The organism is Pedobacter frigiditerrae, from assembly GCF_004331645.1.
GTDB lineage: Bacteria > Bacteroidota > Bacteroidia > Sphingobacteriales > Sphingobacteriaceae > Pedobacter > Pedobacter frigiditerrae.
This window is the reverse complement of sequence record NZ_SJSK01000001.1, coordinates 1,489,496-1,510,936: the sequence shown is the minus strand read 5'-3', so window position 1 is coordinate 1,510,936 and position 21,441 is coordinate 1,489,496. Positions and strand designations below refer to the sequence as shown.

At 35.1% G+C, this 21,441-nt stretch carries 19 protein-coding genes; 8 read left to right on the top strand and 11 right to left on the bottom strand.

Translation table 11 applies throughout. The annotated features are described in order from the left end of the window. Nucleotides 1–3 precede the first annotated feature (3 nt). Entirely contained in the window at nt 4–882 is an 879-nt protein-coding gene (locus tag EZ428_RS06395; RefSeq protein ID WP_131552258.1) for a pirin family protein, read from the top strand. Nucleotides 883–969: 87 nt separating this feature from the next. Here EZ428_RS06395 and EZ428_RS06390 read toward each other — a convergent pair whose 3' ends face one another. Continuing rightward, complete coding sequence (locus EZ428_RS06390) at nt 970–2,019, bottom strand: ferredoxin--NADP reductase (protein WP_131552257.1); 1,050 nt, start codon at nt 2,017–2,019, stop codon at nt 970–972. 228 nt (nt 2,020–2,247) lie between these two features. Beyond that, nucleotides 2,248–3,021, bottom strand: coding sequence for a lytic transglycosylase domain-containing protein (locus EZ428_RS06385; protein WP_131552256.1), 774 nt, complete (start codon nt 3,019–3,021; stop codon nt 2,248–2,250). A 221-nt stretch (nt 3,022–3,242) separates the two neighbouring features. Here EZ428_RS06385 and EZ428_RS06380 point away from each other — a divergent pair, with 221 nt between their 5' ends. Together EZ428_RS06380 and EZ428_RS06375 are read left to right on the top strand one after the other, a co-directional pair. Beyond that, on the top strand, nt 3,243–4,772 hold the full coding sequence (locus EZ428_RS06380; RefSeq protein WP_131552255.1) for a pseudouridine synthase: 1,530 nt from the start codon (nt 3,243–3,245) through the stop codon (nt 4,770–4,772). Between the two features lie 326 nt (nt 4,773–5,098). Then, entirely contained in the window at nt 5,099–6,196 is a 1,098-nt protein-coding gene (locus EZ428_RS06375) for a lactonase family protein (protein ID WP_131552254.1), read from the top strand. Nucleotides 6,197–6,351: 155 nt separating this feature from the next. Here the strand turns inward: EZ428_RS06375 and bshA are convergent, their stop codons facing one another. The 4 genes from bshA to tilS form a co-directional block, all read right to left on the bottom strand. Beyond that, a complete protein-coding gene (gene bshA / locus EZ428_RS06370; protein WP_131552253.1) occupies nt 6,352–7,491 on the bottom strand; it encodes an N-acetyl-alpha-D-glucosaminyl L-malate synthase BshA in 1,140 nt (379 codons plus the stop codon). A gap of 139 nt (nt 7,492–7,630) precedes the next feature. Beyond that, nucleotides 7,631–8,104, bottom strand: a complete 474-nt coding sequence (locus EZ428_RS06365) for a hypothetical protein (protein ID WP_131552252.1) — start codon at nt 8,102–8,104, stop codon at nt 7,631–7,633. 142 nt (nt 8,105–8,246) lie between these two features. Next, entirely contained in the window at nt 8,247–8,729 is a 483-nt protein-coding gene (locus EZ428_RS06360; protein ID WP_131552251.1) for a hypothetical protein, read from the bottom strand. Continuing rightward, complete coding sequence (gene tilS / locus EZ428_RS06355) at nt 8,730–10,061, bottom strand: tRNA lysidine(34) synthetase TilS (RefSeq protein WP_131552250.1); 1,332 nt, start codon at nt 10,059–10,061, stop codon at nt 8,730–8,732. 54 nt (nt 10,062–10,115) lie between these two features. On the opposite strand from tilS, the gene EZ428_RS06350 reads away from it, so the two are divergent. Next, nucleotides 10,116–12,353, top strand: coding sequence for an OstA-like protein (locus EZ428_RS06350; RefSeq protein WP_131552249.1), 2,238 nt, complete (start codon nt 10,116–10,118; stop codon nt 12,351–12,353). Here EZ428_RS06350 and rdgB read toward each other — a convergent pair. Together rdgB and EZ428_RS06340 are read right to left on the bottom strand one after the other, a co-directional pair. Then, the gene (gene rdgB / locus EZ428_RS06345; RefSeq protein WP_131552248.1) at nt 12,350–12,931 is read right to left on the bottom strand and encodes an RdgB/HAM1 family non-canonical purine NTP pyrophosphatase; all 582 of its coding nucleotides are present in this window, start codon (nt 12,929–12,931) and stop codon (nt 12,350–12,352) included. The two genes, EZ428_RS06350 and rdgB, sit on opposite strands and share 4 nt — an antisense overlap. Beyond that, complete coding sequence (locus EZ428_RS06340) at nt 12,924–13,529, bottom strand: hypothetical protein (protein WP_131552247.1); 606 nt, start codon at nt 13,527–13,529, stop codon at nt 12,924–12,926. Before EZ428_RS06340 ends, rdgB begins: the two co-directional genes overlap by 8 nt. 212 nt (nt 13,530–13,741) lie before the next feature. Between EZ428_RS06340 and EZ428_RS06335 the strand changes: the two genes are divergently transcribed. The 4 genes from EZ428_RS06335 (at nt 13,742) to EZ428_RS06320 (ending at nt 17,825) form a co-directional block, all read left to right on the top strand. Next, on the top strand, nt 13,742–14,227 hold the full coding sequence (locus EZ428_RS06335) for a hypothetical protein (protein ID WP_225871006.1): 486 nt from the start codon (nt 13,742–13,744) through the stop codon (nt 14,225–14,227). A gap of 58 nt (nt 14,228–14,285) precedes the next feature. Then, complete coding sequence (locus EZ428_RS06330) at nt 14,286–15,650, top strand: peptidylprolyl isomerase (protein ID WP_131552245.1); 1,365 nt, start codon at nt 14,286–14,288, stop codon at nt 15,648–15,650. Continuing rightward, nucleotides 15,651–16,613, top strand: coding sequence for an AAA family ATPase (locus EZ428_RS06325; RefSeq protein WP_131552244.1), 963 nt, complete (start codon nt 15,651–15,653; stop codon nt 16,611–16,613). 294 nt (nt 16,614–16,907) lie between these two features. Further along, entirely contained in the window at nt 16,908–17,825 is a 918-nt protein-coding gene (locus tag EZ428_RS06320) for a M28 family peptidase (RefSeq protein WP_131552243.1), read from the top strand. 686 nt (nt 17,826–18,511) lie between these two features. Here the strand turns inward: EZ428_RS06320 and EZ428_RS06315 are convergent. The 3 genes from EZ428_RS06315 to EZ428_RS06305 all read right to left on the bottom strand — a co-directional run bounded on the left by EZ428_RS06315 (nt 18,512) and on the right by EZ428_RS06305 (nt 21,437). Next, nucleotides 18,512–19,399, bottom strand: a complete 888-nt coding sequence (locus EZ428_RS06315; RefSeq protein ID WP_131552242.1) for a glycerophosphodiester phosphodiesterase family protein — start codon at nt 19,397–19,399, stop codon at nt 18,512–18,514. A gap of 128 nt (nt 19,400–19,527) precedes the next feature. Continuing rightward, a complete protein-coding gene (locus tag EZ428_RS06310; protein WP_131552241.1) occupies nt 19,528–20,382 on the bottom strand; it encodes a DUF4440 domain-containing protein in 855 nt (284 codons plus the stop codon). 77 nt (nt 20,383–20,459) lie between these two features. Continuing rightward, entirely contained in the window at nt 20,460–21,437 is a 978-nt protein-coding gene (locus tag EZ428_RS06305; protein WP_131552240.1) for a M28 family peptidase, read from the bottom strand. Between the last annotated feature and the right edge of the window lie 4 nt (nt 21,438–21,441).

The window sequence follows — 21,441 nt, the reverse complement described above, 5'->3', positions numbered from 1 at the left end:
TAGATGTCGAATATTAAGCTCATTATTGAAGAAAGGCCAAGTGATATTGGCAATTTTATGGTTGGTAGGTTATTACCTTTCCGTGAGAAAAGAATGGTTGGTCCGTTTTCTTTTATAGACCATATGGGGCCAACTTTAATGAGCGATTATCAGAATTTGGACATCCCACCACATCCACATATTGGTTTATCTACGTTAACCTATCTTTTTGAAGGAAGTATCATGCACAAAGATAGTTTGGGCACTGAGGTAGAAGTTAAACCTGGACAAGTAAACTGGATGACCTCTGGAAAAGGCATTGCGCATTCTGAAAGAACGCCAGCATATCTTCGTCATACTAACAAAATGTTACACGGTTTGCAGATTTGGGTTGCCCTGCCTAAAGATTTAGAGCAAATGGAACCAGAGTTTTTTCACGCAGATGCGGATGAAATTCCTACTTGGGAAGAAAACGGCATTCAATATAAACTAGTTGCTGGGGAGGTTTTGGGGCACAAATCGCCAATTCCTGTCTATAGTCCGCTGTATTTATTGGAGTTGAAAAGTACAGCCAAAACAAACATTAAAATTGGCGACCAACTTTTTGGGGAGAGTGCCATTTACATTTTAGAAGGAGGAATTGAGAGTGAAGGAAATACGTTTACTCCAAAACAATTATTAGTAGCAAAAGAAAATTCACTTTGTGAGTTTACAATGCTAGAAAACACCAGCATTTACATTTTTGGTGGCGAACCATTCCCCGAAGAACGTTTTATCTATTGGAACTTTGTAGCAACTAGTAAAGAGTTAATTGAAGCCGCTAAAACAAGATGGCTACATCAAGAATTTGAACCTGTACCTGGAGATACTGATTTTGTTCCTTTGCCTGAAAGAAGATTATAAAGCCACAGATTCGCAGATTTCTAGAATTTTGTCAGTCTGAGTCGAAGACTCTTTGTAAATCCTTCTACAAGCTCAGGATGACATCTTTTAATCCCAAGTAATAGTTGTTCCATTTTCAGTTGGATGCCCTGTACAAACCAAAACTCTACCGTTAGCTATTTCATCATCTGTTAAAACCTCATTATAATCCATTCTAACTGCACCTGCAATACAAGTTGCTGTACAAGTACTACAAACACCACCACTGCAACTGTAAGGAATATTAATTTTATTTTCAAGTGCTACATCTAAAATCCTTTTATTCCAAGGAACAGATAAGTGATTAATATTTCCTTTAAAATGCAAAATGACAGCATAAGTGTTTTTATCCACTATCTTTTCGGTTCCATCATCTTCATCAACTTCATCTTCTGGCAACACAAAAGTTTCTCTTTTAACTTGATGAGGTTTAAATCCACTTCCTAACAAGGTAATTCTGCAAACATCCATATAATCTACTGGTCCGCAGGTGTAACACAAGCCGTCCTTCTTATCAAATGCTAAGTTTTCCTTTACCAACTGGTTGATGAGAAATCCATTCAGCCGTGCTCTCATTAAATTTTTAGAGTTACTAAATAAATGGATGACTTTAAATCTTTCGGGATATTTAACTTGCCATTTGGCTATTTCTTCTAAGAATAAAGTTTCATCAGCCGAGCGGCTGCTATAAATCAATGTAATTTTAGAGCTTGTTTCAGTAACTAAAGCTGTTTTTAAAATGGATAAAAGAGGTGTTATCCCAACCCCTGCCGCAAATAAAAAAATTGTTTTTTCTTTCGCATCTGGCTGATAAACGAATTGTCCATTTGGTTCGGCCATCTCCACTTCATCGCCTATGGTTAACTGATGGTGGATAAACCTTGAAATCTCACCATTTTCAACAAGCTTAACAGCAATCGACAATGGCTCATCTATATCAGGCGAACTGCAAAAAGAATAAGAACGCCTTCGCTCTTTTCCGTTCACTTGAAACACCAGCGATAAAAATTGCCCGGCTTTGTAATTCAGCTTTGCTCCACTTACCATTTCAAAATCAATTTTAATGACTTCGGTTGGTTGTTTGGTTACAGAAATTACCCGGAGCTTTTGTAAAAACATATTGCGAATAAAATTAAAAAATAAGCCGCAGATTAGCAGATTAAATTTTGCGAAAGAGAAAACCTTGTCATTGAGCGAGTTTTGTCATTCCGAGTTCCGAGGAATCTATTAGTTTAATAAATAGAAGTTAACATTTAGATTCTTCGCTGCGCTCTGAATGACAAAAGCATCAAAAAAGCCATTCCGATTGCTCGAAATGGCTTTACAGTAAATTTAAGATCTCAAAAACTACTCTACTGTAGCGGTTGTTGGCGCAACATAAGCAATAAATGCTTTTTGGCTTTTGTAACCATTACGTTGAGGGTTTTCTAAAATTTCTTTCATTGAAATTAACTTGTAAACATATCCACCTGTTTCACGGTTTAGTTTCATCTTGAAATAGTTGTCTTGATTTTGCTTGTTAATTTGCCTTTTCATGTGTACATCGCCAACATTGTAGGCAGCTGCAACTAAAGTCCAGCTATCAAAAATGCCATACAATTCTTTAATGTACTTACAGGCTGCAATAGTAGATTTCCTTAAGTTTTGACGCTCATCTACCCTACCGTTAACTTTTAATCCATAAGTACGGGCTGTGCCAGGCATAAATTGCCAATAACCAGACGCACCTTTTGGAGATGTACCACCTTGTAACCCAGACTCAACTAAGGGAACATATTTAAAATCGTTCGGGATACCATAAGCTGCTAAAATAGGTTCTATGATAGGAAACCATTCTGCAGCTTTGCGGTGTAAACGATTAGTTTGCAGGTTTTCGTAGCCGTATGAAGCTAAAATTCTCTTCATTTTGCTATTGATCCGAGTATCGCCCAATGGCAAAGTCTCTTCTGCAAATTCTAATTGAGCTAAGGTAAATGCTGGCTCTTCAGCTTCTTTTTTTATGGTGGTGAGATTGTTGTTCTTTAGATCTTTTTTTACTGTTGGTAGTGTGTAAGCAAACACTTGCGCCATAACCAGTAATGTTAAAATTACCGTACATGGAATGATGTGTTTCTTTATCATCTTCCTCCTTTTTTTGGTGAACAAATATAATTGGTTTTGCAAAGATACAATTCATATATCTAATTATCAAATAGTTACGAATTTTTCTGCAAAAATCTAGCTTTAAACTATCTTAAACCGTGATTTTAAAAACCTCATTTTACCCTAAAATTTACAAAATACATTGCTTCATTTTTATTATCTTTGCACCCGCATATTTTATGTGAGTTAAAGCGTATCAAATGAAAGACAACAAAAGGAACAGTCGGGATGACAAGTCCAAATCGGGCGACAAGAGCACAAGCAGAAGACCTGCTGGAACAGATAAACCCAAAGGAAAATACAGCGACAAAGACGGAAAAGATTCTGGATTTGACAAAGACGATAAAGACAAACGCAAACCAGGTTTTGCAACAGGCGACAGACCAGCTTATAAACCAAGAACATCAAGAGATGGCGATTCAAAGCCATACACTCCAAGAGCAGCTTCAGGAAAAGATTTCAAACCGAGAACTGACAGAGATAACTCATCAAGAGATTACAAACCGAGAACAACTAGAGACGGAGATTCAAAACCGTATTCTTCAAGACCATCTACTGGAAGCAAGGACTTTAAACCGAGAACTGACAGAGATGGCGATTCTAAACCATATTCGCCAAGACCAGCAATTGGAAGTAGGGATTACAAACCTAGAACAGAAGGCGATAGAGAACCAAGGGCTTACAAACCAAGAACTGAAGGAAACGACAAAGGTGGTTTTAAACCTTGGGAGAAAAAAGAAAGTGGCAATTCTGGCTACAAACCTAAAGCATTTAAAGAAGGTAGTTCACGTGACGATTCATCAGAAGGCAAACGTAGTTACGTTAAAAAAGATAATTATATAACAGACGGAGATAAATCTAAGTTCGCAGATAAAAAAGGCGGGGCATCTAGAAGTACAGATAGCCGTCCTTACAGAAAACGCGACGAAGGTGGTTATAAAGGAAAAGAAGACAGAGGCGAAAGAGTTTCTCCTGCAACAAGAGCAAGGAAAACTCCAGAACCAAAAGATGATGGCCTAATTCGTTTAAACCGTTATATCGCCAATTCAGGTATTTGTTCTCGTCGCAAGGCGGATGAATTAATTGAAGCTGGCGTAGTTTCAGTAAACAACATTCCTGTAACTGAACTTGGCCATAAGGTAGACCCTGCCAAAGATGAAGTTCGTTACAATGGAGAGTTATTAAAACGTGAAAAGAAAGTTTACGTTTTATTAAATAAACCTAAGGATTACATCACCACAACAGACGACCCACAAGAACGTAAAACGGTAATGCAATTAGTAGAAAAAGCTAGTCGCGAACGTATTTACCCAGTTGGTCGTTTAGATAGAAATACTACAGGATTAATTTTAATGACCAATGATGGTGATTTAGCTGATAAATTATCGCATCCTAAAAATGGTATCACTAAAATTTACCATGTTGAGTTAAGCAAAAACTTATCACAAGGTGATTTCAATAAAATTGAATTCGGTTTAGAATTGGAAGATGGTTTAATTAAACCTGATAACATTTCTTACGTTGCAGGGGCAAGTAAAAAAGAAGTTGGCATTCAAATTCACAGCGGTAAAAACAGAATTGTTCGTAGAATTTTCGAACATTTAGGATACGATGTTGTAAAACTTGACCGTGTTGTTTATGGCAACTTAACTAAGAAAGATTTACCAAGAGGTAGATGGAGATTCTTAGAAGAGCATGAATTAATCCAGATTAAACATCTAATCAAATAATATACCGCTAAGAAAGGTGAAGTTTTCGCACTTGCCTACCGGCAGGCAGGAAGGTCGCTAAGTAATTTACTAGCGACTTTTGTGTGTTAGGGCATTTTGTCATTAAATTTGCTTCGCAGACAAGAACCTGCTTAGCCCTGCGAACATCTGCGATTTATTACATCTATGACTTTTCTGCGAGAAAAAATCTCTCTTTTTTCGCAGATTTCTGCTGATTTCTCTCGCAGACAAGAACCGACATAGCTTTGCAAACCATCTGCGATTTCTTCCTTAATTTCTTTGCGCATTTTCTTTCTTTGCGTACTTTGCGATCCAAATCCTGCAAAATGAAAAAAACATTATTTCTGGTATGCGCCCTTTCCTTAACTTTTCAGGCAAATGCCCAAAACTATAATTTGATCATCGGCACTTACACAAACAAAGGAAATAGCGAAGGAATTTATGTGTATGACTATAATCCTTTAACTGCTGAAGCAAAGCTAAAGAGCACTACAAAAACAGTTAATCCGAGTTACTTAGCCATTTCTGAAAATAAGAAATTTATCTATAGTGTAAATGAAGATGGCAAAAACAGCTCAGTAAGTGCTTTTAGTTTTAACGCTCAAAGTGGGACGATGTCTTTATTGAACAAAAAATCATCAGAAGGTGCTGACCCATGCTTTATTACAGTTGATGATAAGAATGTAATCATTGCCAATTACAGTGGTGGTAACATTGCAGTTTTTGGTCGCAATGCTGATGGAAGTTTAACAGACCTTAAACAAAACATACAGCACAAAGGTAAAAGCATAGATCCTAAAAGGCAAACCAGTGCTCACGTTCATCAAGTATTATTTACAATAGATAAAAAGCACTTAATTTCAAACGATTTAGGCGAGGATCTAACCTACATCTATAAATATAATGCCACCTCAACCACTCCTTTGAGTACTCCCAAGGCATTTAAAACAAATCCAGGCTCTGGACCAAGACATTTAGCTTTTACACCAAATGGTAAAATTGCTTATCTAGCACATGAGTTTACTGGGAGTATTTCTACTTTTTCTTATGCCAAAGGCAATTTTAACAAACTTCAAGAGATTGGCACAATTGCTAAGGATTTTAAAGGAAAAATTGATGGTGCCGACATACATGTATCGCCTGATGGCAAATTCTTATATGAAACCAACAGAGGAGATGCAAATGAAATCTCCTTATTTGCCATTGCTACAGACGGAACATTAACCTTTATTGAAACGGCAAGCACATTAGGGAAAGGTCCAAGAAATTTCAGCATTGATCCTACTGGAAACTTTTTATTAGTTGCCCATCAATACACCAATGATGTAGTGATTTTTAAACGCGATAAAACAACTGGTAAGTTAACTGATAGTGGCAAAAGGATTAATGTCGGCACACCTGTTTGCTTGTTGTTTAGTAAATAAAAATTTTAACATCATACCCAATCGATCGGGCATCTTGATACATAAAAAGAATTTAAAACAGCTTAACGCTTTAAGATTGCAAGACGCCTGTCCCGATTTTGATTTGGGAAGCTGGCAATGACGTCCTAACCAAGCTATGTATAATTTACCCACACTTATTCAACAACCAAAGATTGTTGCAATACCTCTGTATAATAATCAATGTACATTGGCAATATCTTCTTTAAATCGAAGTCTTGCGCTCTTTTGAATGCATTTTCCTTGAAATATTTTAATGTTTCTTCATTGCTTAAAATAGTGATTGCTTTATTTGCCATGTCATCAATATCTCCCACATCGCACATATAACCGCAAAAGTCATCAATATTAAGTTCTGGTAAACCACCAGCATTTGATGTAATTACAGGAACTTTACAAGCCATTGCTTCTAATGCAGCTAATCCAAAACTTTCTGATTCAGAAGGCATGATAAATAAATCTGATACCGATAAAATTTCTTCAACAGCATCTTGTTTACCTAAAAACCTAACATGATCGCCAAGGTTTAATTCTCTACAGAGTTGCTCATTTGCAGTACGCTCTGGGCCGTCTCCGACCATTAATAATTTAGAAGGAATTTTCTCTAGCACCTTCTGAAACATCTTAATTACATCTTCGGTACGTTTTACTTTTCTAAAGTTTGAAGTATGAATTAATATACGCTCGTTATTAGGCGCAATGGCTTTTTTAAAATGATCTTTAGGTTGTAAGCTGAAGCGATTAAAATCTATAAAATTGTGGATGACTCTAATATCCTTTTTAATTTCAAAATGCTTATAGGTATCATCTTTTAAATCTTGAGATACAGCAGTTACGCCATCGCTCTGATTAATAGAAAAAGTTACCACAGGTTTATAAGTTGCATCTTTACCTACCAAAGTGATGTCTGTACCGTGCAAAGTAGTTACAAAAGGAATATTAATTCCAAAAGTAGCCAAAATCTGTTTGGCCATAAATGCTGCAGAAGCATGTGGAATGGCATAATGCACATGTAAAATATCCAATTGCTCAAAACGTACAACATCTACCAATTTACTTGCTAAAGCAGATTCGTAAGGGGCATAATCGAACAATGGATAATCCCTAACGGAAACTTCGTGATAAAATAGGTTGGCTGAGAAAAAATCTAATCTTGCAGGTTGGCTATAAGTTATAAAATGAACTTGATGACCTTGATTAGCCAATGCCTTACCTAATTCTGTAGCAACAACGCCGCTACCACCAAAGGTAGGATAACAAACAATTCCTATTTTCATCAATATTTAATTTGCTTTTTGATTGTAATAAATTACAATGGCAAATTAACTTATATCTTGTGTAATTTGTGTTATCTCTTGGTAATAAAATTGATGCCTAGTAAAAACAAAAATGGCTGTCTAGGAGACAGCCATTTCATTATTTATAATCATAAACTATTAAAGGTTTTTTATAAGTAAGCTTTCGCTCCTCTCCTTGTATCTGTGTTCTAATGTCTTCCACTTTTTGGATTTGCTTATTATATCGATCTAATGCTTTTTGTGCATCTGCAGTATCATTTTTAGCTTTTTTGGCAGCTTTTTCAATTGTCTTTGAATCGACAGTAGCTGATTTTAGTTTCTCTGAGAGATTACTATTCTGCGTTGCAGAGTTTTTTGCACTCGCATTGGCTTCAAGAAGTTTGATCCGCAATTGTTCTGCCTCCCCTTCCTCTTCCGATTCTTTTATCTTTAACTCCTGTACTTTTGCACTTGCCTTTAAAGCGTCTAATTTCGCATTCAAGATACTCAAAGAATCTTTTGAAACTTTTGGAGTATATGTTTGTGACTTGGCACTTAAGGTAAATAAAATGGCTACGGCCATTGTTAAATAAATTTTAATATTCTTTTTCATTGTAATAGATTTCTTAGAGAAATACAATTACAATGCCTTGTGCCAAAATGACTTTAGAACCATTGAAAAGCAAATTTTCAAGAAGCAATAAATAAATTTATATTGATTATTGGGGAAATAATTCCCATTTGAAATGCTAGAATTAGCTTTTCATTTCGGCTTGGATAACCAAGTACATTTCATTTGGACGTTGGGTACCAATAAAATATTCTAAACCATCCCTATCGGTTAAAACTATGGCGTCTTTACCTGAAGAATAAAAACGGATACTTCCATTTCTGTGTAGGTTATAAACTGGGTTATTGAAGATATAATTACTATAAGTTGCTTTGCGCACACTCACAATGCTATTTAAATCAATTTTAACTTTTTTGGCAGTCCACAGGCCATCTATAATCACACTTTTATTTTCTATTCGGATACTATATTGAATAAGAAATAATAATATAATAGAAACACCAATAATGCCGAAACCAACAACTAAAAACAAATCTACTGTGTTATCGCGGTCACGTTCGTAAACATAAGCAGCAAAACAGAAAGCGGCCATAATTAGCCTAATCGCAATGCGGATATAATCCCTGCCGATATACTGTTTTTCGATATAAATATGTTTCTGCTCCATTCAGTTTGATAGTTCGAATATAGCAACTTTTTTTGTTGTTGTATTTACTTTATATCTATTGTCTTGCCTTAAACCTGCCACCCAAATAATTTCTCCATTTCCATTAATTAGCAATGGGATTTTTTCCTTTTGTGGTAACGGAATTTTATTACCTATTAAAAAATCGCTTAGTTTTTTAAATTGTTTCATTCCTAAAGGCATAAAACGGTCTCCATCTTGTCTAAATCGGATAACTAATGGAAAAATCAACTTCTCGAAATCTACAAAAGCCTTATTGCAATTATCTTCAACCAGATTAGATTCGCTGTAATAAAGTGAAATCTTTTGGTCTTCAACTTTTATAAACTCATCTTGTGGGTGCATAAAATGATGCTCAAAAACCAACTCTTTTGGCAAGGTTGTTATCATTAAATCATCTCTATTGATAGTTGCCCTATGCGAATTGCTATAAAATGAGGTTCCACTTTGTTTAGTTAGTGATTCTAAAATTTCGTTCACTACTGAGTCTGTAAAATGATAAGGGCTTAACAACTCGAAAAACAATAACTTTTGAGGTTGGAGCTGCTTAATTTGCTCGATAGAAAAATAAATAACCCCATCCTCTTCTCTAGCAATTTTGCTTCTTTTCTGTTCAACTACTTGTCGTAAAACCTCCTCAGTCTCTGCAAATCGTTTAATATTTTGAACAAAGGTTTGTTCTAAATTTGGATTAATATCCAGCAAATGGGGAATAACATTTAACCTTATTTTATTACGAGCATATTTTGTTGTTTGATTAGAACTATCCTCAACAAAGGCAATGTTTTCACTTTCAGTTAAATCATTTATTTGATGTCGAGATAAAAACAATAAGGGTCTTATTAATTTACCTCTTTTAGGCAAAATACCATGTAAACCACTTATCCCTGTACCTCTTGTTAAGTTTAACAATAAGGTTTCCATCACATCATTTTGATGATGGGCTAAGGCAATATAACCATAACCACCCTCATTCCTGATCTTTTCAAACCATTGGTAACGTAAATCTCTTGCAGCCATTTGGGTAGAGATTTGATGTTCGTTAGCATATCCTTTTGTATCAAAATGTGTTACATAAAATGGAACACCTAATGTTGCTGCCAATAGCTTTACAAAAGTCTCATCTCTTTGAGCTTCATCGCCTCGCAAATTAAAGTTGCAATGCGCAATACTAAAGTTATAGTTAGAGAGTTTAAATAGCTGAGTCATTAAAACCGAATCTTTACCACCACTTACGGCCAACAAAATTTTATCGGCTGTAGTAAAAAGGGCATTTTTTTTGATGTAAGACGTAAACTGTTCTAGTGGCAACATGGCTCAAAAATGCTTAAAAATATTTAATTTAAAATAAAAACCTAACTTTGCAAAGTGAAGAAATTACGCTTTTTCTTAATCATTTTACTCTTTCCAAGTATTTTATTTGCGCAACAGCGCACTAAAATTATTTTGCAGAGCTCTTCTTTGATGGATGTTGATACAAAGACAAACATTACCAAGTTGAAAAACCCTGTCTTTTTGCACGACAATGCATTATTAAGTAGCGATAGTGCCAACTTTTTTACAGAAAGAAATTATGTTGAGTTTTTTAGTAATGTCCATATCAATCAAGGGGATACATTACATGTGTATTCTGATTTTTTAAATTATGATGGAAATACAAAAAACGCACATTTAACTGGCAAAGTTCGGTTAGAAGACAAAACACCTACTACTTTAACAACTAATCTACTAGATTATAATACAGGAACAAAGATTGGCCAATATTATGATGGTGGAAAGATTGTAAATAAAGATGTAATCTTAACAAGTAAAAGAGGTTGGTATTTTGCCAACACTAAAGATGCCTTTTTCAGGTACAATGTGGTAACAGTAACGCCCCAATCTACCATCAAAACAGACACTATGCGTTATAATACCTTTTCCAATTGGACCTATTTTTACGGCCCAACCAATATTAAAGGTAAGGATGATAACATGTACACAGAAAACGGAGCTTATAATACGGCAAGTGAGAATGCTTATTTCGGAAAAAAGAACCTATATACTCAAGGGTCAAAGTCATTAAAAGGCGATAGTTTGTATTATGATGGTAAAAAAGGTTATGGGAAAGCTGTAAAGAATATCATTTTTATGGATACCCAAGACAAAACCTTATTACGTGGTCAATTGGGAGAGTATTACAAAGCGGATGAGCGAGTTGTGGTGACTAAAAACGCTTATTTTGCCATGGGAACTAAAGATTCTATTACCGTGGGGCAAAAGAAAATACCCGATTCATTGTTCCTAGGAGCAGATACTTTAGAAACCCAAAGAGTATTATTGAAGTCGTTAAAGGTTTTAAACCGACCAATTGTTCAAAAAAACAATCAGGTTGGTGCAGATGAAGAAAAGGAAAAAGCAGAGAAAGAAAAAGAAAAAGCAGAGGCCAGGAAACAACTTGCTGAAGAGGCAAAAATTAAAAAAACAACAACAGTTGAGACCAGCAGCATAAAAAAATTAAGTAAAAAAGAAAAAAAAATAGTTGAGCAAAAAGCAAAAGATTTAAAGGATAATCCACCCACACAGCAGCAAATTGACAGGCAAAAATTTGTTAGTGATAGTATACGAACGGATAGTTTAAAAGCTGATAGCTTGTTGCGCAAAATTGTTGTGAATAAGCCTGTAATTCCATTAAAAAAAGACACTATAAAGGTGAATAAAAAACCTAACACAAAGGTTGCGGATAAAAATAAACCTGCTGTAAGTACACCAGCAACCAAAGCTAAATTAGGTACCACACCTTCAACCAAAAAAGATAGTGTGGTTGCATTTAATCCTGCAGATACCGTTAGAACGAGGGCAATAAGGGCATATCACAATGTTAGGGTATTTAAAACCAATATGCAGGCAAAGGCCGATTCTTTATTCTATACAGCTGCCGATTCTACTTTACGTTGGTACAAAAATCCAATGTTGTGGTCTGAGGGGACTCAGCAAACTGGCGATACGATTCATGTATTCTTTAAAAATGATAAAATCCATAGTTTTCAGGTGATACAAAATGGATTTATTGTAAACGTTGAAACAGATTCTACCAAGTTTAATCAAGTTAAAGGAAAATTGATTACTGGCTTTTTTAGCAACGGAAATGTGCGAGATGTTTATGTAGATGGCAATGCCGAAAGTATTTATTACAACAGGGATGACAAAGGCGTATATCAAAATATGTCTCAATCTGTTAGTGGTAGAATTCGCTTTAAATTTGATGACAAGGAACTAACTGACATTACATACGTGAAAGGAGATGAAGGCGTAACTCATCCAATTGATAAATTACCAAAAGAAACATTGCTAACTGGTTTTATCTGGAAACCAGAATTAAGACCTACAAGCAAAGCTGATATCATTAAAGGATTACCCCTTAAAAAAGCCCCGGTAAAACCTAAAGCAACCACTAAGCCCAAAATAACTCCTGCTGTAAAAGGAAAAGATCCATCCGGGATAAAACCAATATTACCTACTAAGAAAGCCGAAGTAAAACCTACAGTAAAAGAAGAAAAAACAACTGATTTATTGAAGAAGGAAATTATTCCTAGGCAGAAAATTGATACTTTGAAAAAGAATTAGGTTCCTTGTTGCAAGAATGCAATTAATTTTCGCATAGCTAATGCTCTATGGCTAATTTGGTTTTTCTCGGCCATCTCCATTTCAGCAAAAGTAATGTTATAGCCATTTGGTTCAAATATTGGGTCGTAGCCAAAACCTTTTTCACCGCTTGGTTCCGTTCTTAATTTACCTGCGATAACACCTTCAAAAAAATAGCTTTCTCCATTTTTTATTAAAGAAATTACCGTTTTGAAACGAGCATTTCTATTTTCAACACCATCCATTTTTTGCAAAAGGAATTTTAAATTCTCTGCATCGCCTCTTTTTCCACTATATCTTGCAGAGTAGATTCCAGGTTCATTGTTTAGGGCTTCCACTTCCAATCCGCTATCGTCCGCAAAACAATCGATATGAAAGTTCTCTACCACATAAATGCTTTTTAAAGCGGCGTTTTCTGCAAAGGTATCTCCTGTTTCTGGGATATCATATTCACAACCAATGTCAGTAAGGTTTAAAACCTGGTAATTTGGTTTCAATAACTCACGAACTTCACTTGTTTTATGTTGATTATTGGTAGCAAAAACTAATCTATTAGCCATTTTTTAGTTGTTGTAAAGTAGCCCACAATAGCTTTTTGCTAGCTTGGTCGGCATCTAAATCGTGTAAATTTGCAGTAAAAATCATTCTAGTTTGTACTAACGTAGACATTTGATGTAAAGCCTGCTCTGCCAAGCCTAATGTTTTAGCACTTACGCCGAATGAAATTAATAATTGACAAGAAAAAACTCGATTCAAATCATCAAAAGTAGCATCGAGGTAATTGGAATAATTAACTAAAGCAAAATCATTATTGGTTAATTCTATAGCCTTAACCAGCTTTCTTAATAATTCAGTACCTTGTGGTGAGCTTACTTTATTGGCTGCATCATTTACTAGAATTAAAATGCCTTTTTGGTTCTTACCTAAAAATTCAAAATTCCATTCTTTTTGCATTTTAGGTTTTGGTTCTTCCACAATTGGCAAACTTGGTGTTTCTTCCCTAACAATTAGTTCATTTGTCGGAAGATCACTTGCAATATCAGCTTTTACTGTAACAGGCTCAACAAAAGCATTTTGAAATTCATCTTTCACCAAATAAACATCTTCGGTAAAAAATAAACGCAAAGCTTCGGCGTTACTAGTAAGTTGATTGGCCATCTTCTATTTTTAATGAAATTATTTTCTGTTAAAATTAGTTAAATATCTTATTATAGCGCCTTAAATTGTTACTTTTATCCATTAAAATTATATAGCTGTTGTCTTTTGTGAGAAAAGTCTGTTGCATTTTTATTTCATGTTTTTTTGTTCACGTTGCATTTGCGCAAAATATTGCTTCTGTTAATGGGAAATCCATAAGTGCAAAGGAATTTATGTGGGTATATAAAAAAAACCATGCAGGTGTAGCGAATGCTTCTTACGCAGAATTAAACGCATACCTAAATCTCTACATTAACTTCAAGTTAAAGGTAGTAGATGCAAAAGCAATGAATTTAGATGCCGATACTGCTTACAAAAAAGAAATTAATGGTTACGAAAGCGCTTTAAAATCACAAAAAAAGACTTCTCCAAAAAACATAGAGTACAATTTTATCATGAATGAGTACAGAGAAGGTGTTTTAATGTTTAACGTATCAGAAAAAAAGATTTGGAGCAGGGTTCAAGACAACGACGCTCAAATTTTAGATTTTTACAATAAAAATGCCTCGCTTTATACAGGCAAAACTTTTGATGAAGTTCGTGGACAAGTGGTTGCAGATTATCAGCAGCATTTAGAAAACGAGTGGATAAAAACCCTGAGGGCAAAATATAACGTTAAGGTAAACGAAGATGAACTTGAAAAGCTTGCAAAGCCTTAAAAGCTTTGTAATTTGAAATATTAACTTTGCAATAGAAATACAATTGAACAAAAATAGAATGAAGAAATTTTTATTAATAGCAGGTAGTTTAATGTGCCTGTTTTTAAATGTAAATGCACAAAAAACAAACATAGATAAAGTTGTTGCCGTAGTTGGAAGTAATATTATTCTATTATCAGATTTAAATCAGCAATATGCCATTTACCTTAATCAAGGTAATCCCTCAGACGAAAGAGCTAAATGTTATTTCTTGCAGCAAATGTTAGTTCAAAAATTATTGAAACAACAAGCAGAGATTGACTCAATTATGGTTGAAGATTCGCAAGTTGATGATGCATTAGACAGACGTATGCGAAGCCAAATACAGAAAATGGGCGGACAAGACCGTTTAGAGCAATTTTTAGGAAAATCCGTTTTGCAGTATAAAGATGAAATGAGACCTGATATTAAAGAAGGTCTTATTGCAGAAAAAATGCAGCAGAAAATAACGGAGAACTCAACTGTAACGCCGTTAGAAGTTAAACAGTATTTTGAAGGTTATAAAAAAGATAGTTTACCAGACATTGGTAGCGAGTTTGAAGTTGGTGAGATTGTATTATACCCAAAATTAACGAAAGCAGAAAAGCAAAAATTTTACGATAAACTTGATGCTATCAGATTGCGTATTAAAAGCGGCGAAGATTTTGGCTTTTTAGCTAAAACTTATTCAGAAGACCCCGGTTCTGCATCAGAAGGTGGCGACTTGGGCTTTTTTGACAGAGGGATGATGGTAAAAGAATTTACTGCTTGGGCGTTTAAATTAAAAGCTGGAGAAATGTCGCCAGTATTTGAAACAGAAAATGGCTATCACATTTTACAAGTAATAGAACGCCGTGGAGAGCAAGTGCATGCAAGGCACGTATTGATTAGGCCAGTAACCACGCTAGCAAGTTTAGAGCGTGTTAAGCTAAAAGCAGATAGTATTTACAAAGACATCCAAGATAAAAAAATCCCCTTCTCGGCTGCGGCCTCTCTTTATTCAGATAACAAAGAAACCCAATATAACGGAGGTATGATGTTGTATGCTGATAACGTAACTGCCAGAACAACATTTATACCTGTAGAAAAATTAGATCCATCGGTTTTCTTGGTTGTAGATACCATGAAGGTTGGTTCAGTATCTAAGCCTGTTGCTTTTACAAGTCAGCAAGATGGAAAAGAAGGTTATAAAATTTTCTTGTTAAAATCTAAAATACCTCCTCACAAAGGTAACTTAGAACAAGATTATCCAAAGTTCAAAGAAAGAGCTCAAAGTGAAAAACAAGCTAAAATCATGAGCGAGTGGTTTGAAAAACGCAAAGAAACTACCTATATTAGGATCGATGACGAATTTGCTACTTGTGATGAAATGAAACTTTGGGTTAAAACAGACAAGAAACAATAAATGCAGTTTAAAAACGAGGTAGAAGCCGTAGATGCGCTGAACCAATCATTCAACAAAATAAAAGCCGAAATAGGCAAAGTTGTTATTGGTCAAGATGAAATTATAAAATCTGTGCTTATTGCTATTTTTAGCAATGGGCACTGTTTATTAGTTGGCGTACCCGGATTGGCTAAAACCTTGTTAGTACAAACTGTTGCCAGCGTTTTAGACCTTAACTTTAACAGAATTCAGTTTACGCCAGATTTAATGCCAAGCGATATTATTGGAGCCGAAATTTTAGGCGAAGACCGTCATTTTAAATTTATCAAAGGCCCAATTTTTTCTAATATCATTTTGGCGGACGAGATTAACCGTACACCTCCAAAAACGCAGGCTGCTTTGTTAGAAGCCATGCAAGAGAAAGCGGTTACAGCAGCTGGCCATACGCACAAATTACCACAACCTTTCTTTGTATTGGCAACACAAAATCCAATTGAGCAAGAAGGAACCTATCCACTTCCCGAAGCGCAGTTAGACCGTTTTATGTTTAACATTAAGTTAGATTATCCAGCATTTGCTGATGAATTAACCATTGTAAAGAACACCACCAGCAACAGAGAAGTTAAATTAGAAAAGATCGTCAGCGCTGATGAAATTCAATACTTTCAAAAGCTAATTAGAAATATTCCTGTTACCGATAATGTGTTAGAATATGCTGTTAAATTAGCAGCAAAAACACGCCCTCATACCGAATTTGCATCAGAATCAATTAACAATTATGTTTCTTGGGGTGCTGGACCAAGAGCTTCTCAATTCTTGGTTTTAGGTGCTAAATGTCATGCTGCAATTTCAGGGAAATATGCGCCAGATATCGAAGATGTGCAAGCAGTTGCCGAAGCTATTTTACGCCATAGAATTGTTCGTAATTACAGAGCAGAAGCTGAAGGTTTATCAATAGAAAAAATCATAAAGGATTTGTTTTAAAACCTAGCCTAATACGAGTGTGACCCTGAGCCTGTCGAAGGGCAATTGTTAAAATTTTTTCATTCGAAAAGTAAATACAGCATTCCAATTATTGTTAATACTGTCCCAACGGGACTTCTGCGGAGCTATTCATTGCAAGTCCTCGCTGCGCTGTGGGCTTTCCATTACTATCAGGTTTAGAGGGCAAGGGTTGTCCTCCTATGAAAAATATGAACAAACTTGAGAATAAACAATTATATTAGTTTACTAAAAGAATTGATGTCTAAAGTTGTAAGCAATCATACAATTTATTCAATGAATCCCTTAAAAAAAATAGCCTTCTTACTGTTACTCTTAAATAACTTTTGTTTTGCATCTAACAATTCAGATACCACACTCATCAAATCTCATTTAACAGTCCTTACCAAAACACATAAGTTTCGTACTTACCAAAATGTAGACCAGCTTAACGAAACCGCCAATTACATTAAAGGTATTTTTGAGAAATATGCAGACAGTGTCTATTTTCAAGAATATGAGGTAAACGGACAAACTTATAAAAATGTAATCTGCTCTTTCGGCACTGCCCATAAAAAAAGAATTATAGTTGGTGCACATTATGATAGTTGTGGCGACCAAGAAGGTGCTGATGACAATGCAAGTGGCGTGGTTGGCTTGTTAGAATTAGCTAGGTTATTAAAAGGACAAAAGCTAAATCAACGGATAGATTTAGTGGCTTTTTCTTTGGAAGAACCGCCATTCTTTAGAACAGTATTTATGGGTAGTTATATTCATGCTAAATCATTAATGGATAGCAAAACAGAAGTATATGGAATGATTTCCTTAGAAATGATTGGGTATTTTAAGGATGAGAAAAAATCACAATCGTATCCGCTTGGCTTGCTTTCTTTAATCTATGGCAACAAAGGAAATTACATTACCTTGGTTAAAAAGTTTGGCGCTGGACAATTTACTAGAAAGTTTTGTAGGACTTTTAAATCCGCTAAAGCAATTAAAACAAAAAAGTTTGCCGGTCCGCCAGCATTACCTGGAATTGATTTTTCAGACCATTTGAACTATTGGAATTTTGGTTTTAGTGCATTAATGCTTACCGACACTTCCTTCTTTAGAAATAAAAACTACCATAAGTCTACGGATACAATGGAAACCTTAGATATTGCTCGAATGGCAAAAGTAATTAATGGTGTGTTTGGTACTTTAATAAAATTGTAAGGTTTTAGGTAAGTATAAATTAGATAGAACTTATCACTATTAATTAAATCGCACGCTAACTAACTTGTAATTAACGATAATTATAATTGAATGTAAGCGATAAAAAGCACCTTTTTTGGAGCACTACTCATTTCAATTCCTCATATTTTATATTCAAACTTTCGGATGGCAAAATATGTAGTCAATTTCATAAGATCAGCGTAACACAGCTGCCTATTTGGGTTCGATAACTAAAAGAGGCATCAACCTCCAAACTATTCTTTCTCTGCTATGATTCGTTGCCTTGGTCACTAATTTCTAAATATACTTATGTTTTTCATCGCTTCTTGGTATTACCTGGTTCGACACTGGGTCGTATTTGAATCGCTACTGCGTCGTAACAGAAATGCAATGAGTCCAATATGAGTCCAGTATGAGTCCAATATGTGTCCAACTATTTCAATAAAAACTTGGACTTCTAATGTATATATTTTGCATTTACTATTGTAAGATTACGATTCTGTTACGACGCAGACATTAACCAGTAGCGACGACGTCTCGACTGTGTTACGAATAATTACTAGAGAACATACGAACCACGATTGAATAGGTAAAAAGCTACTAGGCAGCTGCAGCCTGCCTCGATTTATCGATTAATATAAGGTGATGGATGAAAAAAGAAAATGGCATTGGCGTAAAAACCCGAGCTAATTACCCCTATTTATTTGCCCCATCAAATTTGGATAGTCTGTTATAATGCCATCAACACCAAGATTCATCATGTATTCGATATCCTTTACAGAATTTACCGTCCACGGGATAATTTTAACGCCAGCTTTATGGCATTTATCAACTAGGTTTTTACCTACTAAAACAGAGTATGGGCTATAAATTGTCGGCTTAAAGCCTAAATCAGCTATGTTGTTTTCGAAATCTTCCTTTTCATCTATACCTAAAGAAGTTCTCATTTTAGGATATTTTTGATGTAGGTATTGCAGCGCCCTGATATCAAAAGATTGAATAATGACACGTTTTTCCAGTTTCTTTTTTTTGACTATGTCCATGATAATATCAACATATTCTTCTGGACTAGGCTGAAATTCTCCATCGCCTTTGCGGATCAGTTTTGTTTCGATGTTATAATCAGGCTTTGCCAATTTATTCAATTTCACGTAAGCTTCTACCGAGTCTATTAACTCTCCTAATAAAGGCTTATAAGCTTTAAATTTTTGCTGACCTAAAAATCGTGGATGAACTTTACTTCCAACATCAAATTTCTTAACCTCGGCATAGTCCATTTTAAAGATATTGTATTTTTTTTCGTCTTTTAATGCAATTGGTTTTCCAGCTGGTGTTAAACTAAATTCGTGATTAAAATAAGGTTCTTGAGACACCACAGCTTGTTTATCTTTAGAAATTACAATATCCATTTCTATAGTAGTGGCTCCTAAATCTATTGCTTTAATCATTCCAGCTATTGTATTCTCTGGCATAATTCCTCGAGCACCACGATGTCCTTGAACATCGAATTTCTTTTGTGCCATAGCGGATAAAAACAAAAGAAGAGATAGGCTTAAAAGTAGTAGTTTTTTCATGGTGATTTGTATCAATAATGACGCCAATTTTTTGTGATTCTTCGTTCGCTCTGAATGACAAGAGCTTAGAAACAAAAAAGGATTTCGGCAATGCCGAAATCCTAAGGTTTATATTTGGTTGTATTTGGTTAGCGTTCTGCCAAAGTATAAATTTGAGACATGATGTTCCAGTTTCCATCAGTTTGGCGTTCCCAGATATAAATATAGTGAAAAGTTTCACGTAAATCAGTTTTGTAATCAATTGTTGCCACACCATAAGTGTAACCAATATCAGCACCTAATGCTTTATCAAATGAAGTGGTTTTTAAATTGATTTTTTCAATCATTCTATTGTTAAATGCCTGAATGTTTTCTTTACCGATTAGCGCTTCCGTTCCAGGGAAAAACAATTGAGCATCCTTGTTCAAAAAACCAGCAAAGGCACTTGGTCCGTAAGATTTTAAAGTTGCATTAAGCGTTTTTTCAGTTGAATTAATAATTTCCTTACTGGCCTTCAATTCTTTATCGTTTGCAAATTTCGGCGAGGCATGGTCTTTAGGTTCAATATAATTCTGAGTAGCTTTTTTTAATGGCTTATTGGTTTCTGCACCTAAATCTAAAATGAACTCCCACTTACCATTATTAGCTCTCCATACAGAAAGATAGTGTCCATAAGATTTTTTCTCACCATCAACAACATAACTTCCGCTTGTAAAACCTAAATCTCCACTTCTCGAAACTCGAGCATAATTAGGTGCCCAGCTTAAGTTTTTCATATCTGGAGCAGTGCTATAAAATTTCTTAGCATTAACAGGATTTGGTCTAAAAACTAAAGCATCATTTGCTGCATACTTAGTAAAGGCTGCATTGGCTCCATCTTTGGCTGCGTCTTCTGCAAATGCTTTTTCTGCATTCACCAATGATTTAGTGGTACCATCTGCTTTTTGTGCATAAGCATTTACACTAATAGAAGCTATTAAAAGGGAGTAAATTATTTTCTTCATCGTTTAAAATAAAAATGGTGTTGCGAATATATGATTTGAAAGATTATATCGGCTAAAAAGAAATTAACAATTAAACATTAAGCTGCCAGTTTCTCTCTAAAGATAACTTCTAGAACGGTTTGTCCAACAGCTTTTAAAGTATTTCTGTCAATATTATTTAAGTTATCCAATTGGGTATGCCAGTTTTTATAAAAAATACCATCTGCAGAATAGTCAATAATATCAATACATGGGATTCCAGCTTTATTTACCCAGTAATGGTCGTCAATTATACTTCCTGAAATTTCATTAACAAAATAGGCCGCGTAACCAATTTCATTTCCAATGCTCCAAACTTTTTGCACTACTTCGGGTGCATATTTTCTCGATATTTCATCCTGTGTAAATTGAGCATTACTGCCACCTACCATATCTAAATTAATACCATACAAAGGCTTATATCCTTTTACCAGTGGATTTTTAGCCCAATATTGAGAACCAATGCACCAAGTGGTATCATCTGCAGATTCATCATCTGAACTACCGTAGTCTTCAATGTCCCAAAGCATAAAGTCTACACCCACATTTGGTTGTTTTTGCTGAATTTGACGAGCCATTTCTAACATAATGGCAACACCACTTGCTCCGTCATTAGCTGCGTCAAAAGGTTTGTTTTTCATTTTAGGATCAGGGTCTTGATCAGAAAATGGACGAGCATCCCAATGAGCAGTAATTAAAACTCGTTGTGTCTTTTCTGGATTAAAAGCAACAATGATATTTTTCAATTGATGATTTTTACCATCGTACGTCTTAGCTGCACCTTGTTGAACAAAAACCTCTCCTCCAAACGATTTGAATTTCTTAACCAAATAATTTAAACAATTAGTGTGGGCTTCAGTCGATGGAATTCTTGGCCCGAAATCTACTTGAGCCTTTGTGTAAGCAAATGCACTATCTGCATTAAAATCTGGCGATGATAATTTAACGACTGATGTTTCTTCAGTTGTTTTTTTATCATTTGTACAAGCAAGAAAGCTGCAAAGCGCAATTAAAGGGATTATAAAAATTTTATTCATTCTG